This window comes from Rhodococcus sp. 1163, assembly GCF_002091985.1.
GTDB lineage: Bacteria > Actinomycetota > Actinomycetes > Mycobacteriales > Mycobacteriaceae > Rhodococcoides.
Map to the genome: position 1 here is coordinate 162661 of NZ_MKKX01000033.1, position 17190 is coordinate 179850.

14 protein-coding genes are annotated in these 17190 nt (G+C 63.6%); 7 read left to right on the forward strand and 7 right to left on the reverse strand.

Features of this window, described 5'->3' with window-relative positions; translation table 11 throughout:
* Positions 1 to 15 precede the first annotated feature (15 nt).
* Entirely contained in the window at positions 16 to 777 is a 762-nt protein-coding gene (locus BJD99_RS14550; RefSeq protein WP_084347758.1) for an SDR family oxidoreductase, read from the forward strand.
* Positions 778 to 833: 56 nt separating this feature from the next.
* Here the strand turns inward: BJD99_RS14550 and BJD99_RS14555 are convergent, their stop codons facing one another.
* Both BJD99_RS14555 and BJD99_RS14560 read right to left on the reverse strand, forming a co-directional pair.
* Complete coding sequence (locus BJD99_RS14555; RefSeq protein WP_256895755.1) at positions 834 to 1985, reverse strand: hypothetical protein; 1152 nt, start codon at positions 1983 to 1985, stop codon at positions 834 to 836.
* Between the two features lie 68 nt (positions 1986 to 2053).
* The gene (locus tag BJD99_RS14560; protein WP_084347759.1) at positions 2054 to 2818 is read right to left on the reverse strand and encodes a crotonase/enoyl-CoA hydratase family protein; all 765 of its coding nucleotides are present in this window, start codon (positions 2816 to 2818) and stop codon (positions 2054 to 2056) included.
* Between the two features lie 60 nt (positions 2819 to 2878).
* Between BJD99_RS14560 and BJD99_RS14565 the strand changes: the two genes are divergently transcribed.
* Positions 2879 to 3490, forward strand: a complete 612-nt coding sequence (locus tag BJD99_RS14565; protein WP_084347761.1) for a TetR/AcrR family transcriptional regulator — start codon at positions 2879 to 2881, stop codon at positions 3488 to 3490.
* The gene (locus BJD99_RS14570; RefSeq protein ID WP_084347763.1) at positions 3480 to 5111 is read left to right on the forward strand and encodes an acyl-CoA dehydrogenase family protein; all 1632 of its coding nucleotides are present in this window, start codon (positions 3480 to 3482) and stop codon (positions 5109 to 5111) included. Before BJD99_RS14565 ends, BJD99_RS14570 begins: the two co-directional genes overlap by 11 nt.
* A 112-nt stretch (positions 5112 to 5223) precedes the next feature.
* On the opposite strand, the gene BJD99_RS21320 is transcribed toward BJD99_RS14570, so the two are convergent.
* From BJD99_RS21320 to pgi, 3 genes are all read right to left on the reverse strand, one after another.
* Positions 5224 to 5784: a hypothetical protein gene (locus BJD99_RS21320; RefSeq protein WP_256895756.1), complete on the reverse strand. Its 561-nt coding sequence runs from the start codon at positions 5782 to 5784 to the stop codon at positions 5224 to 5226.
* Between the two features lie 126 nt (positions 5785 to 5910).
* Positions 5911 to 6171: a hypothetical protein gene (locus BJD99_RS21325; protein ID WP_256895757.1), complete on the reverse strand. Its 261-nt coding sequence runs from the start codon at positions 6169 to 6171 to the stop codon at positions 5911 to 5913.
* Between the two features lie 158 nt (positions 6172 to 6329).
* The gene (pgi, locus tag BJD99_RS14580) at positions 6330 to 7979 is read right to left on the reverse strand and encodes a glucose-6-phosphate isomerase (RefSeq protein ID WP_084347765.1); all 1650 of its coding nucleotides are present in this window, start codon (positions 7977 to 7979) and stop codon (positions 6330 to 6332) included.
* An 80-nt stretch (positions 7980 to 8059) separates the two neighbouring features.
* Between pgi and BJD99_RS14585 the strand changes: the two genes are divergently transcribed.
* Complete coding sequence (locus tag BJD99_RS14585; RefSeq protein ID WP_084347767.1) at positions 8060 to 9511, forward strand: NAD-dependent succinate-semialdehyde dehydrogenase; 1452 nt, start codon at positions 8060 to 8062, stop codon at positions 9509 to 9511.
* A 68-nt stretch (positions 9512 to 9579) separates the two neighbouring features.
* Here BJD99_RS14585 and BJD99_RS14590 read toward each other — a convergent pair whose 3' ends face one another.
* Positions 9580 to 10044, reverse strand: coding sequence for a chorismate mutase (locus BJD99_RS14590; protein WP_306294103.1), 465 nt, complete (start codon positions 10042 to 10044; stop codon positions 9580 to 9582).
* Positions 10045 to 10203: 159 nt separating this feature from the next.
* Between BJD99_RS14590 and pcrA the strand changes: the two genes are divergently transcribed.
* Entirely contained in the window at positions 10204 to 12678 is a 2475-nt protein-coding gene (gene pcrA, locus BJD99_RS14595) for a DNA helicase PcrA (protein WP_084347771.1), read from the forward strand.
* Positions 12679 to 12763: 85 nt separating this feature from the next.
* On the opposite strand, the gene BJD99_RS14600 is transcribed toward pcrA, so the two are convergent.
* Positions 12764 to 13789 (reverse strand): M23 family metallopeptidase, encoded by a 1026-nt coding sequence (locus BJD99_RS14600; protein WP_084347773.1) that lies wholly within the window; start codon positions 13787 to 13789, stop codon positions 12764 to 12766.
* Positions 13790 to 14034: 245 nt separating this feature from the next.
* On the opposite strand from BJD99_RS14600, the gene BJD99_RS14605 reads away from it, so the two are divergent.
* Together BJD99_RS14605 and sucC are read left to right on the forward strand one after the other, a co-directional pair.
* Positions 14035 to 15873 (forward strand): hypothetical protein, encoded by a 1839-nt coding sequence (locus BJD99_RS14605; protein WP_143542174.1) that lies wholly within the window; start codon positions 14035 to 14037, stop codon positions 15871 to 15873.
* 145 nt (positions 15874 to 16018) lie between these two features.
* Positions 16019 to 17182 carry an ADP-forming succinate--CoA ligase subunit beta gene (sucC, locus tag BJD99_RS14610; protein ID WP_084347775.1) on the forward strand — a complete coding sequence of 388 codons (1164 nt, stop codon included), beginning with the start codon at positions 16019 to 16021 and terminating at the stop codon, positions 17180 to 17182.
* Positions 17183 to 17190: the final 8 nt, after the last annotated feature.

Genomic DNA, 17190 nt, shown 5'->3' on the forward strand with positions numbered 1-17190 from the left:
ATAGGGTCGGCGGTCATGACAGGGAAGACGCGGAAGAAGATCCTGATCACCGGTGCCAGCTCGGGGCTCGGGGAGGAGATGGCCCGGCGGTTTGCAGCGACCGGCAGAGATCTGGCGCTGTGCGCGCGCCGAATAGACAGACTGGACGTGCTGCGTGAGGAACTCATCGCCGCCAACCCCGGAATCAAGGTTGCCGTTCGTGCACTCGACGTGACCGATCACGACGCTGTCGTCCGCGTCTTCGGCGAGTTGACGGACGAACTTTCAGGTCTCGACCGCGTCATCGTCAATGCAGGTCTCGGTAAGGGCGCGAAGATCGGATCCGGACGCGCGGACGCCAACCTCGCAACCGCACGCACAAACTTCGTCGGTGCACTGTCGCAGGCCGAGGCCGCACTCGAAATCTTCCGCGCACAGAAGTACGGTCATCTCGTACTCGTCTCCTCCATCAGCGCGGACCGCGGTCTCCCCGGTGCGAAGGCCGTGTACTCGGCAAGCAAGGCCGGAGTCGCGGCCCTCGGTGAAGCGTTGGCAGCCGAACTCGCCAAGACGGACATCGTCGTCACGACGCTATTGCCCGGATTCATTGCCACGGACATGTCCTCGAAGGCCGGCGACAACTCCGCTCTGACAGCAACTCTCGACGAAGGTGTCAGCGCAATGGTCGGCGCTATCGAGAAAGAATCGCGGCGCGCTGCGTTGCCAGGTCTCAAGTGGCAGGGCATCGATATCGCTCTGCGCTTCCTGCCGAACAAAATTTCCAACCGATTGGTGTGACCTATTGCAGGTAGTGCTCGACCTGCTCGGCAGTGTTCACTTCTATCGGTTCACTTCTATCGCCACGATCGGGCAGTGAGTTGCCGATCCGTCAACACCGCATGCGCTTGCTCGGCCAAAGTGTCAGAGGACGGAATCAACGCTGGATCGGTGCCGACGAGCGACAACGTCGACGTCCCGTTCAGCGTCGAGAGGTATGCGGACAGGATCTTGGTGGTGCGCGCCGACCCGGAGTGAGGGTGGAGCGCCCGCGTCGCCACGGTGCTCGCGCGATGGCTGCCGATGACACCGACCGCATCGGGTAGGTCGCCGATGTTGGAGCACAGGGCCGCCGCGTGCCCCGGCGCCGAGGTGAGCGCCGCTGCGGCCCGCTCGGGCAGCAACTGAACCATTTCGGCAGGGAATCCGCTCGGAGCACCCGCGGGGGTGGTGAACGCACGCTTACAGGCGTTCTTGATCTCCGCGAGCGAATCGGTGCGTGAGGTGTGAACCGTGGCCATTCCGATTCCATTGGCGCCCGGTATGTTCGAGCGGAACGGGACATTGATCGCCACCGGTTCGTGCTGCCCGAGCGCAACCATGATATCGGTGACGACGGAGATGAACTCGGAATTACTCAGACGCGCTTCGATATCGAATACCGCAGTGGATACGGACATTTCGTGCGGACTCGCTTCGGACGAAGCTCGGACATAGTCACGAAGTTCGCTCCGGGCACGCCGACTGAAGAGCAGGCCGGCGAGAGCTAGAAGTGCAGCTTTGGAAACACGCCAGACCAGTGCGGCGGCGTCGCAGACATCGGAGATCGGGTACGCATACGATTCCGGCGGGACGCTGCCGGTCAAAGCCATTCCTGCAGCCTCGATCAGACCCGCAGCATCGGCGACGACATGCGAACAGACAAGTGACAGGACAGTGCCGCCGTCGTCGGTCGATCGTGCCGAGAGGCGCCAGCTCGGGCCGGTTTCCGGATCGAGGTCGCATTCACCCTGCGCGTCTGCCCAATCGAGTACCTCCGACACGGCCAGGGGAGAGGTGTCGTACTCGAGCGGAAGTGAGTCGGTGCTCGGTGCCCAACGTCGTCGTGCGAAGGGCATTGTAGGGGTGACGACCCGGCGTCCGAGTGGACCCAACGACAGGTTCGAGTGGATCGCCGCCAGCTCGACGTGATCGACGGCGTCGTCGCTGCGCCAGACTCCCTGGAGCACGATTGGGATGCCAAAGCCTCGATGGGTGCGCAGAAAGATGTCGTCTATGACGGAGAGTCGAGCTGATATCACGGGTTCGGTACGCCGTGCCTTCCCGCGCCCGACGCGAACTTTTCGGCACCGGCGAGGGCATCGGCCGCCATCGAGATTGCCCCGTGTCGGAATTCGTTGACGATGGCGTCCTCTTCGCTCTTACCGTCCTGCTCCAGTAGTGACATCCGATCCTCGCGCATACAGGTCTGCGGAAACGTGCTGAGTTGCGCGGCGAGAGCTTCGGCTTCCGCCCGCGCACGCCCCGTCGGGACCACTCTGTTTGCCAGGCCTATCGCGAGTGCTTCCTCGGCGTCGACGGCACGGCCGGTCAAGATGAGATCCATCGCGCGTGAGGCGCCGATCAGCCTCGGCAATCGCACGGTGCCACCGTCGATGAGAGGTACGCCCCAGCGTCGGCAAAAGACCCCGAATGTACTGTTCTGCTCCACAATTCGTAGGTCGCACCACAGGGCGAGTTCCAGTCCGCCAGCGACGGCGAAGCCGGAGACCGCGGCGATGACCGGTTTCGACAACCGCATCCGCGTCGGGCCCATCGGGCCGTCGCCGTGTTCGGTGGCGTGATTCGATCGTTCGGTGCCCAGCGCTTTGAGGTCGGCCCCGGAGCAGAACGTGCCGCCCTCGCCCCACAGCACGGCGACAGCCGCGTCTTCGTCGGCATCGAACTCCTCGAAGGCCGCGACAAGTAGGGCAGCTGTCGGGCCGTCCACCGCGTTACGGGATTCCGGTCGTGACAGCACGATGGTGGTGACCGGTCCGGAGCGCACGATCGAAACTGACATGCTTGAACCGTACTCGAGAGGTCTTGTGTGAAGCACTGAATCAATGCTTCAATCCTTCACATGCCGTACCGCCGCACCACGGCCGTGCAAGCCAGGCTCGACGCCGGACGCGCCACGCTCTTCGCATCCGCCATCGACGTGCTGTCCGCGCAGGGCTACAAGGGCCTCTCGATCGCCTCGGTCGCCGCCGCGGCCGGAGTCTCCGCAGGCAGTGTCTACACCCATTTCGCCAGTAAATCCGACCTCGTCGTGACGATATTTCGTGAAGTATGCAGCCGGGAGGTCGACGCCGTTGCGGAGGCAGGTTCCAGCGGCACTGTCGTCGAACGAGTCACCGCGATCGTCGAGACCTTTGCCGGGCGCGCCTTGAAAAACCGCACCATGGCCTACGCGCTGCTCGCAGAACCCGTCGATCGCGCAGTCGACGCCGAACGGCTCGTCTTCCGCAGGAGCTTCACCGACGCCATCGCCTGCGCGGTCGTTGCAGGTATCGCGGCGGGAGACATACCGGAACAGAACGCCGACCTCGCGGCGGCGGGACTCGTCGGTGCCGTCGGCGAAGTTCTCGTCGGCCCGCTCGGTCCGGATAGTAAGTCAGCGACAGCGTCCGACGTCGTACCCGACCTCGTTGCATTCGCCCTGCGCTCGTTAGGAGTTCGCCTTGACCGCTGAATTTCCCGTCACCCACACCGTGTTCAACCAGGTGCCTGATCTGGTGCCGTACGACACCTCGGACGACGCGACCCTCCTCGAAGGGCTCCACCGCGAGGGAGCGGAGTGGGCGTCGAGCGAGCTGCGCGAACTCGGAGATCTCGCAGGCAGCGTCGAAGTGCAGGAATGGGGTCGGCTCGCCAACGAGAACCCTCCCATCCTGCGCACGCACGACCGCTACGGCAGCCGCATCGACGAGGTGGAGTTCCATCCGCACTGGCACGACCTGATGTCGGTTGCGGTGGCGAACGGACTGCACGCGACGCCGTGGCGGTGCGATCGCTCCGGCGCCCACGTTGCCCGCGCCGCCAAGTTCTACGCTTGGGGTCAAGCCGAGGCAGGGCACATGTGTCCGATCTCCATGACCTACGCGGCGGTGCCTGCGCTACGCCACAATGCAGCACTGGCCGACGTGTACGAACCCCTGCTCGCATCGACCCACTACGATTTCGGCCTTCGCGTTCCCACCACCAAGCGGGGGCTCATCGCCGGAATGTCGATGACCGAAAAACAAGGCGGGTCCGACGTCCGAGCCAACACCACCACGGCCACTCCGTCCTCGGACGGAACGTTCGCAATCGTCGGACACAAATGGTTCACCTCCGCACCGATGTCGGATATGTTCCTCACGTTGGCGCATGCACCGGGTGGACTGTCGTGCTTCCTGCTTCCTCGCGTACTGCCCGACGGAACCCGCAATCGGATGGTGCTCCAACGCCTCAAGGACAAGCTCGGCAACAAGTCCAATGCCTCGGGCGAACTCGAATACCAGGGCGCGACGGGGTGGCTCGTCGGCGAAGAAGGACGCGGCGTCCAGACGATCATCGAGATGGTCAACATGACCCGCCTCGACTGCGTCATCGGCTCGGCGTCGGGGATACGTAACGCAACAGTCCGCGCGGTGCATCACGCCAGACACCGTTCCGCATTCGGTGTGCCGCTGATAGATCAGCCACTGATGCGCAATGTGTTGTCGGACCTGGTGATCGAATCGGAAGCGGCAACCGTGGCCATGATGCGATTGGCCGGAGCTACCGATCGCGCAGCACACGGTGATGCCGGTGAAGCCGAGTTGCGTCGAATCGCCTTGGCCGTCAGCAAGTACTGGGTCTGCAAGCGTGCGCCCTCACATGCGGCCGAAGCTCTCGAATGCCTCGGCGGCAACGGTTACGTCGAAGAATCCGGCATGCCGCGGCTCTTTCGCGAATCGCCGCTGATGTCGATCTGGGAGGGCTCGGGCAACGTCGCTGCACTGGATTCGCTTCGCGCACTTGCCAAGCAGCCGGACAGCGTCGAAGCGTATTTCACCGAAGTATCGTTGGCATCCGGATCGGACTCGCGCCTCGACGACGCCATCGCACGCGTCGGCAAAGAACTCTCCGACCGCTCCGATATCGAATACCGCGCTCGACGCGTCGTCGAACTCATGGCACTCGTCTTCCAAGGATCGCTTCTCGTCCGCCACGGCGATCCGGCCGTCGCCGACGCATTCTGCGCCAGCAGGCTCGGTGAAGATTGGGGCGGTGCATTCGGAACACTGCCGACCGGAGTGGACACGCGGGCGGTGTTGGCTCGGGTGTAGGGGCGGTGCTGCGTGCTGGGCGGGTGGTTGCTGGGCCGGGTTGGCTTGTTGCTGGGCCGAATTTACTCCCCGAGTTGGGATTCGAACCCCCTGCAGGAGGTTCGGATCCCCACTAGGGGAGTCGATCCGACCGGTACGTACCAACAGGTGTGCCATTTGCTGCTGCCCGGCGAAAAGCGCCGCGCAGACGCGTGACCAGGACGTCGGGCTTCGACAGATCCCGCCAGTCCCACCGAACGACGACCCACCCGAGGTCGTGCAGACGGTTTTGGCGGTTCTTTTCGTCGATGACGGCTCGCACAGGATCCGACTCGTATTTACCCTCACCGTCGAACTCGCCGATCACGCCATCGGGAAACAGAAAGTCCACCCTGCCCAGGAATCCCCCCGAGGTGTCGTAGACCCACTGGTTCAGCAAGGGCGTAGGCAAGCCGAGGTTGTGAAAGAGCAGTCGACTCCGTGATTCGCCGACGCTTTCGCTGCGGGAGGACATGAGACCGACCGCGTGGCGTGCACGGCCCACCCCTGTTCGTCCAGCGGCGTCGTCGATGGCTTCGGCCAACTCGAACGCTGTGGTCAGGCCACTGTGCAGTGCATGGTCACCGACACACACCGCCTGCTCGACGCCCTCGGCTCTTGCCAGGTCGATCACCGTCCGCGCAGGAACTGTCACCGGTACGCCATTTATGATCATGCGATCGGAATCGGGCAGACGCGTCCCGTGCAGGGTCCGTCGTCTGCCGCGCTTGCTGGCGTAGCTTCGTCCGATCGTCAGAGCAGCTTTGTCGAGAGCAATGCCTCATACCGGCATGCCGTGCAACACCGCGGCTGACACGTGACTGAGCACAGCGTCGTCTGCAGAGTCCGACAGCACAGCTTTGGCGAGCAGGAGATGCTGCGAGGAGGAGTCCAGTGTTCGGTACACCGCTGATCGCACGAAGTAGCCACGACGAATCGACAACAGGGTTCGGTCGGCTCGACTGCGTCTTAGATCGTCGTCCGTATAGCCGGATGCAAGCGCGTCGGCGCGGGTGAACATGCCCGGTTGATCGAAGTCCATACCCAGTTGGACGTGTATCGAGGTCGTTTGGATTCATCTGCGGACAAAATGCTCCCCGTATAGGGATTCGAACCTCCTGGCAAAGAACGTGCAGGGGGTACGGATCCCTACAAGGGGAGTAAATCGCGCCCCGGACCCAGCGCCCCAGCGTCCCGACGCTACTTTGCCCGACCCCGCTGATCGCGGTACCAACGCACGAGGGCGTCGGTGGAGGAATCGCTCTGCGGCGCCGGGGCGTCGGTGTCGGTGAGGACGGGGGTCAGTTCGAGTGCCTGGGTTTTGCCGAGTTCGACGCCCCACTGGTCGAAGGGGTCGACGCCCCAGATGGCACCTTCTACGAACACCTGGTGCTCGTAGAGGGCGATGAGCTGACCCACGACGGACGGTGTCAGCTTCGGTGCGAGGATCGATGTCGTCGGCCGATTGCCGGGCATGACCTTGTGCGGTACGACGTCGGCCTTGGTGCCTTCGGCGGCGATCTCCTCGGCGGTTTTGCCGAATGCCAGCACCTGGGTCTGCGCGAAGTAGTTACTCATCAGCAGGTCGTGCATGCTGCCGGTGCCGTCGCGGGTGGGGAGGTCGTCGGTGGGCTCGGCGAATCCGATGAAGTCGGCGGGCACCAGACGTGTTCCCTGGTGCAGCAATTGATAGAACGCGTGCTGACCGTTGGTGCCGGGCTCGCCCCAGAAGATTTCTCCGGTCGAGGTGGTGACGGGCGTGCCGTCGGCCTTGACGGACTTGCCGTTCGATTCCATCGTCAATTGTTGGAGGTAGGCGGGGAAACGCGAGAGGTCGTTCGAATAAGGAAGTACTGCTCGGGTTTCCGAGCCGAAGAAGTTGGTGTACCAGAGACCGATCAGTCCGAGGAGTACCGGAGCGTTCTGCGCGAGCGGGGTCGTACGGAAATGCTCGTCGATGCGGTGGAATCCGTCGAGGAACTCCCCGAATGCTTCCTTTCCGACGGCGGCCATGACCGAGAGGGCGATTGCGGAGTCGACGGAATACCGTCCGCCGACCCAGTCCCAGAACCCGAACATGTTGGCGGTGTCGATGCCGAACTCGGCGACCCGTTCGGCATTGGTGGAGACGGCGACGAAGTGCTTGGCGACGGCGTCCTCGCCGAGGGTTGCCGTCAGCCAGCGTCGTGCACCGGTGGCGTTGGTGAGGGTTTCGAGTGTCGAGAACGTCTTCGATGCGATGACGAACAACGTGGTCGCCGGATCCAGGTCGGCGAGAGCGGCAACCAGGTCCGCGGGATCGACGTTGGAGACGAAACGCGCTTCGATGCCCGCGGTGGCGTAGTGGCGCAACGCGCGGTAGACCATGACGGGTCCGAGGTCGCTGCCGCCGATTCCGATGTTGACGACGGTTCGGATTTTCTGACCACTGGCTCCCACCCACTCACCCGAGCGAACGCGATCGGTGAATTCACCCATCCGCGTCAGTACTTCGTGCACGTCGGCAACGATGTTCTGGCCGTCGACCTCGAGGGTTGCGTCGGCGGGTAGCCGCAGCGCGGTGTGCAGCACGGCGCGGTCTTCCGAGGTGTTGATGTGCTTGCCCGCGAACATAGCGTCGCGATGGCCTTCGACGTCGGCTGTCCGTGCGAGCTCTACGAGCAGTGAGAGGGTCGCGCGGTCGATGCGATGCTTGCTGTAGTCGATGTGTAGTTCACCGGCGTCGAGGGTGAACTCGCGGCCGCGATCCGGATCGGCGGCGAACAGATCGCGCAGATGGGTCTCGCCGATGGAGTCGTGGTGTGCCGTCAGGTTCTTCCAGGCCTCGGTGCCCGTGATGTCGCCGCTCATATTTGCCAACCCTAATGTGCGCCGACGGGTTGCGCGCGTCATCCCGTTTGGTGAGGACTGCTCGAGGGCACACTCGAGGTATGGACCACAGCACTCTCATCGAATCCATTCCAGCGAAGTTGTGGATCGGCGGCCACGCGGTCGACGCCGAGAACGGCGCGACTTTCGACGTCAACGATCCAGCTACCGGCAGGCCGTTCACGAAGGTGGCCGACGCCAGCCCTGCAGACGCGCTCCGGGCTCTCGACGCGGCAGCGAATGCGCAGAGTTCCTGGGCGGCCACTGCGCCGAGGGAGCGCGGTGAGCTGCTGCGCGCGGTGTTCGAGAAACTCACCGAGCGCGCCGATGATGTCGCGACGTTGATGACCCTCGAAATGGGGAAGGCGTTGGCCGAGTCGAAGGCCGAGATCAAGTACGGAGCCGAGTTCTTTCGCTGGTTCAGCGAGGAGGCTGTCCGTATCGGAGGCCGGTACACCCAAGCCCCGGCAGGCAACGGCCGAATACTGGTCAGCAAGGCGCCCGTGGGGCCGGTTCTTGCGATCACTCCGTGGAACTTTCCGCTCGCCATGGGCACACGCAAGATCGGACCTGCTCTGGCTGCGGGATGCACGATCATCGTCAAGCCTGCCGGCGAGACACCGCTGACAATGCTCTTTCTCGCACAGTTGTTCGCCGAGGTGGGACTACCGGAGGGGGTTCTGTCGGTTCTGACGACGTCGAAGTCGAGTGCGGTCTCGGCCCCGCTGCTCGAGGACCCTCGACTGCGCAAACTGACGTTCACCGGATCCACCGAGGTCGGCAAGAAGCTGGTCGAGCAGTCGGCTGGGGGTCTGCTGCGAACGTCGATGGAGCTGGGCGGTAACGCACCGTTCGTGGTCTTCGACGACGCGGATGTCGACGCAGCCGTCGACGGCGCGATGCTCGCGAAACTACGTAACGGCGGCGAAGCCTGTACCGCAGCCAACCGCTTTCACGTGGCCAACAGTGTGCGAGCGGAATTCACCTCGAAGCTGGTTGCACGGATGAAGGATACGAAGCTCGGACCAGGCATCGACCCGTCGACGACTCTGGGCCCACTGATCAACGCGGACCAGCTGAGCAAGGTTGTGGAACTGGTCGACGACGCGGTCGCAGCAGGTGCGACGGTGGCGCTCGGGGGAAAGGCATCCGGCGGTGAGGGTTACTTCTACCCGGCGACCGTGCTGACGGACGTGCCGCCGACCGCACGAATCCTGGCGGAAGAAGTGTTCGGACCGGTCGCGCCCATCGTGGGTTTCGACACCGAGCAGCAAGGTATCGACGCCGCGAATTCGACCGAGTTCGGCCTCGCCGCGTACATCTACACCGAGGATCTGGATCGGGCGCTTCGTGTTGCCGATGCCATCGAGAGTGGCATGGTCGGGGTCAACCGCGGAGTGATCTCGGACGCGGCTGCGCCGTTCGGTGGCGTCAAGGCCTCCGGATTCGGGCGCGAGGGCGGAAGTGAGGGTATCGAGGAGTACTTGGAGACCAAGTACATAGCTCTCCCATGAAAAAGGTACTGCCCTGAGTGGGACCTCGTTGTGCACGGGCAGCCGTGCACAACGAGCTTCTGAAGTCTTTACCGGCCGAGTCGTCCGCGACCGAGGCGGAGCAGCAGCATGGCGAGTGTGTGACCTTCCTGGCCAAGGCTGCTGAAGCGGTCGAGCACCTTCATTTCGCGGCTGTGGACCATGCGCGGGCCGCCCGAAGCCATCCGAGTACGGCCGATCAGCTGCGATACCTCGCTCCGGCGCTGAATAGCAGCCAGGATCTCGGCGTCCAGGCGATCGATTTCCTGCCTCAACTCGTCGATCTCGGCCTCGGTGGTGGGCAACGCATTTTCGGAGTCGGTCTTCGTCGTGGATGCCATTTCTTCTCCTTGTGTCACATCATGGATCGTTACCGCGTCCGGCACCGTTACGTTTACGGAATCCGGGTGAATACCTGAATTGAACGAGCTGGGGTAGGTGCCTGACATGAAAGAACCCCGAGGCCCTGGTGGCGAGGGCCTCGGGGTGCAAGCACTTATCGGCCGCCCCCGCATTCGGTCGTTCTCACGACACGAAAGACGGGACGCCGACGCACGGCAGATTCGATCACCGATCCAGTTTGCCACTTGGAAGGCTTCGTGGAAAGTCGGTTGTTCGTAACAATGACGGCAGTAGTTCTACGTGTCGGTAGGCGCCGGTAACCTGAGACAGCGATGAACATGAATCTTGTAGCTGTACCCGTTCCCGGTAGATCCAAGTCCGAAGCATTGCTGGAGGGTCTCAATCCGCAGCAGCGCGAGGCCGTCATGCACACCGGGTCGCCCCTTCTGATCGTTGCGGGCGCGGGTTCGGGCAAGACTGCAGTCCTGACGCGCCGCATCGCATATCTGCTTGCCGAGCGCGGTGTCACCCCGGGGCAGGTGCTTGCCATCACGTTCACCAACAAGGCCGCAGCCGAGATGCGCGAGCGAGTCGTCGGACTCGTCGGGCCGCGAGCGAACAACATGTGGGTATCGACGTTCCACTCGAGTTGCGTCCGGATACTACGTAGCCAAGCGTCCTTGCTGCCGGGGTTGAACTCCAACTTCTCGATCTACGACGCCGACGACTCTCGCCGCCTGCTGACGATGATCTCGAAGGATCTGCAGATCGACGCGAAGAAGTTCTCGGCGCGCCTGCTCTCCACTTCGATTTCCAATCTGAAGAACGAGCTGATCAGCCCGGACGATGCAGCGTCGGATGCGGAGAAGGAACCGGTCGAGCTGCCCAAGCTCATCGCTCGGGTGTACGGCCACTATCAGCAGCGTCTGCGCGCGGCCAATGCGATGGACTTCGACGATTTGATCGGCGAGACGGTCGGGATGCTGCAGGCGTTTCCCCAGGTCGCGGAGTACTACCGGAGGCGGTTCAGGCACGTTCTCGTCGACGAGTACCAGGACACCAACCACGCCCAGTACATGCTGGTCCGCGAATTGGTCGGCACTCCCGACGCCGACGGCGCGTTGGAGGGCACCATCGAGCCGGGTGAGCTATGCGTCGTGGGTGATGCGGATCAATCGATCTATGCGTTCCGAGGGGCCACTATTCGCAACATCGTGGAGTTCGAGCGCGACTACCCCGACGCGCGCACGATTCTGCTCGAGCAGAATTACCGTTCGACGCAGAACATTCTCTCGGCCGCCAACTCGGTCATCTCCCGCAATACCGGCCGACGCGACAAGAAGCTGTGGACGGACACCGGCGAGGGTGAACTGATCGTCGGTTATGTAGCCGACAACGAGCACGACGAGGCTTCGTTCGTCGCATCGGAGATCGATCGTCTCGTGGACAATCACGATGTGCGCTACGACGAGGTGGCGGTCTTCTATCGCACCAACAACTCCTCGCGAGCACTCGAAGAGATCTTCATTCGGCTCGGATTGCCCTACAAGGTCGTCGGCGGTGTGCGCTTCTACGAGCGCAAGGAAGTCCGCGACATGGTGGCGTACCTACGTGTGCTGTCCAACGAGGACGACACCGTGAGCATGCGCCGTATCCTGAACACTCCGCGCAGAGGAATCGGTGACCGGGCCGAGGCATGTGTCGCCGTGCATGCCGAGCAACGGGACATGAGCTTCTCGCGGGCACTGCGAGATGCGGCCGACGGGCGCGTCGCATTGCTGAACAGCCGGTCTCAGAAACTCATCGGCCAGTTTCTCGAGCTGCTCGACGAACTCCGCGCGGTTCTTACGACAACGGACGGAGATGGTAACGACGTCGTCGACATCGGCGACGTCGTCGAGGCAGTTCTCGACAGGACCGGATATCGGGCGGAGCTCGAGGGAAGCAGCGATCCTCAGGATGGCGCCCGCCTCGATAACCTCAACGAACTGGTCAGTGTGGCAAGGGAATTCACCTCCGAGGCGCGCAATCTTGCCGCGGTCGCAGCCGAACTCGACGCCGAGGGCGTCACCGAAACGGTGCCCGACGGCGAGGCGGATCCGGAGGAAGGGCTGCCGGAACCTGGTTCGCTCGGGGCATTCCTCGAACGTGTGTCGTTGGTAGCCGACACCGATCAGATTCCAGACTCCGGTACCGGAGTCGTCACGTTGATGACCTTGCACACGGCCAAGGGGCTGGAGTTTCCTGTCGTCTTCGTGACCGGCTGGGAGGACGGGCAGTTCCCGCACATGCGCGCACTCGGAGACCCGAACGAGCTGTCGGAGGAACGGCGTCTTGCCTACGTGGGAATCACCCGGGCTCGCCACCGGCTGTACGTGACCCGCGCGATCATGCGCTCGGCGTGGGGGCAGCCGATCAACAATCCGGAATCACGCTTCCTGCAGGAGATACCGCAGGAGCTGATCGAGTGGAAGCGTGAGGACCCGGGTATCGGCGGTGGACGCTCCATTGGCGGCGGGCGCACCAGACAGGGCAGTTACGGCGGCGGGGGATTCGGCGGCGGCGGTTTCGGGGGCGGAAGTTCCCACGGCGGGGCCTCGAGTACACCGAGTTTCGGTTCCGCACGTGCGCGCAACAACACGTTGGTGTTGGCCGTCGGCGACCGCGTCAACCACGATAAGTACGGTCTCGGAACCGTCCTCGAATCGACCGGGAGCGGAACATCGGCGATGGTTCTCGTCGACTTCGGCACATCGGGACGAGTGAAGATGATGCTTATCGGCGGTGTGCCGATGACCAAGCTCTGAGAGGTGTCCACCGCCGGCTACACACGTGCGCGACAGGGCGTGTGAGCCGGGGGGGAATGTCTGTGCGCGGGCAGAGAAGGTGGCGCTAGTCCCTTTCGGGGCCGAGGCCGATGCCTCGTGAGGCCAACCAGGGGAGCGGGTCGATCTTGTTCTCACCGGGCAAGTGGACCTCGAAGTGAAGGTGCGGGCCGGTGGAGAAGCCGCGGTTGCCCATGGTGGCGATTTGATCGCCGGCCATGACCTGCTGGCCGACCGACACGGTTGCCGTGTCGATGTGGCCGTATACGGTGACGGTGCCATCTGCGTGCTGTACGCGAACCCACATTCCGAAGCCGGAAGCAGGACCTGCATCGATGACCTTGCCGTCGGCAACCGAGACGATCGGCGTTCCGATGGCGTTGGCGATGTCGACGCCGGCGTGAAGGGTGCCCCAACGGGCCCCGAAGTTCGAGGTGTACGTTCCGACGGCCGGTAGGACGAACAGCGGGCGTCGGGCAGCGGCTTCGCGTGCGGCGCGCTCTTCGCTGAAACGCTGGCCCTTTGCCAGCAAATTGCTGAACTGGCTCAGGTCTACCGGGTTGGCGACGTTGAGGATCTGAGGAGCTTGAGAGGCTGCTGTGCTCGTGCTGTCGGTGGCGAACTGGGCTGCCTGCGGTACTGCCGTAGCGGCAATGCCGGGTGCGGCCGGCGCGGAACCTGCAGCGAGAGCAACTTCTTCGGAAGTGGGGGTGGCAGGCGCGTGATCGATAACAGCCTGGCCTGCGGCGACGATGGCCCCGGCAGCGACAGCGAGAACAGCTGCTCGGCCCTTGAGTGCAGTGGGCGGCGTCGGGATGCGGTGGGATCCGCCTCGGCGGGGTACTTCCAAGATCGGTGTAACGGATTCGGTGCCCGCGGCGCTATCGATGTCGACGGAGCTGTGCAGCTCGGCGTCGTGGTAGCTCTCGGCGGGGCCGTAATTGCTGGCGAAGTAGTCGTAGCTCGGCGTCTCGAAGTCTGCGGCCTCGGTTCCCCAGCTGGTATCGGTCGAGTACACGGTGGGTGCACTCTCGGTCACAGCTGCCGGGGTGACGAATCTGCTGGTGGTGAAGGACGCGCGGTGCTGCGACAAAACCTTCGACCTCCGTTTCGTGATCTGCTCGTTACTTAAGACTCCGCAGACGGTAACGAAACGATCGCGGGGGGCGCAAGTTTTCGGCTCAGACTGGGCCGATATGTGATGTGCCTCACAGTGCGAACAGGGGAAATGTCACCACAGCACCGACCCCCGCTCGGTTACAACTACCCGAATACGCGTTATCGAAACGCGGCCCGCGAAGTCCATGTAAATCGGCACCGGCAGATAACGTCGCTGTCGTGGCACCAATCTCCCCGACCGACCAGTCCGCAGATGTACTTCCTCGACGGATCGAGCCCAACCGCGACGACGACAAGAGCGCGTTCGTTCCAGCAGTTGTCGCAGCGGCAGTCACCGTGCTTGGCGCGCTGTGCGGTGTCGTAGCGCTGTCGTTCGAGCCAGTGGTCACGCAGGGCTCGGTATCCGCAGCTTCGGGAGAGGTGATCGGTGCGGGCGTCACTGTCGCTGCGCTCATTGCGCTTACCCCAGTGGTTCTGGTGGCGGTGATGGCAGTGCTCGGTGTCATTGCGCGCCGCGCAGCGCTCACCGGCGCTGTGACGGCGGGTTACGGGGCGGTGTCGGCCGGTCTGGCCGTTCTCGATATCGGGCTCCTGGTCGATCCGATCGACTCGAATCGTCTGGAGCTGTTTCGGCCCATCACTGCCGCTGCGCTGGAACCGGGCACCGGCGCCTATCTGGTGCTTGCCGCTCATGTACTCGCGGCGCTGGGTGGGTTGTTCGGATTGATCGCGGTGAGCCGAGCCTCGCTGTCCGACGGATACGGATATTCCACCCACGCGGATATGGCCAACCGGGCCTCGGCAATCCATATCGGCGGGTGGTTGTCCGTACTTGCCGTCGGCGCTGCCGCTGTGGCGGCGGGGTCGATGTTCGCTTCGCCCTACGACTCTTCCGACGCCATCGTGCTGGTTCCCGTTGTGATCGATTCCCCGATGACGACGTCAGTGGGGTCGGGGATCGTCGCCCTTGCCGTCCTCATCGTGGCGGCTGCGGCGCTGGCGTCGATTTCACCTACCGTCGCAGCCGGCGCTTTCGTAGGCGCCGGGCTCGGCATGCTCGGCGTCACGGGCTCGCGGGTATTGGCCGGTGCGTCGAGTGGGCCTGGAGTCGACGCGGCGCCTGGATCGTGGGTCGGGGTTTTCGCATCGGCAGTGCTCGTGGTGGTAGGAGTTGTGCTCTTCCCGGTGTCGAAGCTCCGGGAGCGACGTGGCGACTCTGCCGAAGTTCGACGCACCACGCCCGTGGACTCGACCTCGGCAACAAACCGTTGGCATGTCGTTGCTGGAGTTGTGGGCGTCGCGGCAGGTGGCCTCATCGTCGCCGGCGCCCTCTTGCCGACCCTCTCGGTTCCGGATGGGCTGCCCAATCCGACGATCCTGGCCACCAGGGTCGCCGCCGTAGCGGGCTTCATGTTGGTCCTTGCGTCCATCCCGATGTTCTTCTCGGTACTGGCGGCACCGGTCCGTCCCGTGCTCGGTGTCTTGGCTGTTGCCGCCGTGATGGGTGCGTCCGGTGTGTTGCAGTCGGTTGTCCTGGCCACGGACATCGACGGCATTGCCCTCGGCGTAGGCGGTGTCGCGACGGCACTGGGCACTATCGGCGCGGTGCTGTGTGGCGGATGTGTGCTCCTCGCCGGAAGCGCTGAGCGTGAGGATGTCGACACCTCGGACACGCGCATCGACGTCGGGCTCGGATCAGTGGCATGGCTCGGAGGGCTGTTGTCTGCCGCAGGACTGGCGCTGCCGCTCTACCGTGGCACGGACGTCACCGCAGCGTGGTTCGGTATTTTTCCGTGGGGATGGGACGTGTGGGGACAGGCATTTCTCGCCGTGACCATTGTGGTCTCCGCCGTCGTAGCGTCACGGTCGAGGCCTTCGCGCGGCACTGCACTTCTCGCAGGATGCGTGATCGCGATGATCATCTATTTGCTCGGGTGGCCGCTGACCGAGACACGCGCACTCGAGCCCGTAATCGGGTCCGGAGTGATCGTCGGGGCGCTCGGAGCGCTCACTCTTGCTGTGGCCGCGCTGCTTTCGGCTCGTGGTCGTCTGCGGTGAGGCGCAGGACACACGGCACCTGCCGGTGAGATAGACCACATACCATCCATGCGCCCGATGCGCCCGTGGGCTACCTGGATAAAGTCGATGCTCAGACCCGCTCACACCCTGGAGCGGGCGTCAACGTAGACGAGACGGTGAGCTGATGGATCTCTTCGAATACCAGGCGAAGGAATTGTTCGCCAAGCATGGCGTACCAACCTCCGCAGGTCGTGTCACGGACACGGTCGCCGGAGCAACAGAAATTGCCAAGGAAATCGGCAAGCCAGTAATGGTCAAGGCGCAGGTCAAGGTCGGCGGACGCGGCAAGGCCGGCGGCGTCAAATACTCCAAGGACGTCGCAGCAGCCACCGAGAACGCAGAAGCGATTCTCGGACTCGACATCAAGGGCCATGTCGTCAAGAAGCTTCTCGTTGCAGAGGCATCCGACATCGCCGAGGAGTACTACATCTCCTTCCTGCTCGACCGCACCAACCGCACCTACCTCGCGATGTGTTCGGTCGAGGGTGGCGTGGAGATCGAGGTGACGGCAGTAGAGAACCCCGATGCACTCGCCAAGATTGCCGTCGATGCCGTCAAGGGCGTCGACCTCGCTTTTGCTCGTGAGATCGCTGAAAAAGGCAAGCTTCCCGCAGAGGTGCTCGATGCCGCAGCGGTGACCATCCAGAAGCTGTGGGAGGTCTTCATCAACGAAGATGCTCTCCTGGTCGAGGTCAACCCGCTGGTTCGCACCCCGGACGATGAGATCCTCGCCCTCGACGGCAAGGTCACGCTCGACGAGAACGCAAGCTTCCGTCAGCCCGGCCACGCGGACTTCGAGGACAAGGACGCTGCCGATCCCCTCGAGGCCAAGGCCAAGGAAAACGACCTCAACTACGTCAAGCTCGACGGACAGGTCGGCATCATCGGAAACGGTGCCGGACTGGTCATGTCGACCCTCGACGTCGTTGCTTACGCAGGCGAGGCACACGGTGGCGTCAAGCCCGCCAACTTCCTCGACATCGGTGGCGGCGCCTCGGCCGAGGTCATGGCTGCAGGCCTCGACGTCATCCTCGGTGACGAGCAGGTCAAGAGCGTGTTCGTCAACGTCTTCGGCGGCATCACCTCTTGCGACGCGGTTGCCAACGGCATCGTCGGCGCACTGAAGAAGCTCGGTGACGAGGCCAACAAGCCGCTGGTGGTTCGTCTCGACGGCAACAAGGTCGAAGAAGGACGCAAGATTCTCGCCGACGCCGCGCACCCGCTGGTGACGCTCGCCGAGACCATGGACGAGGGCGCCGACAAGGCCGCCGAGCTGGCTGCGAAGTAGAGGAAACC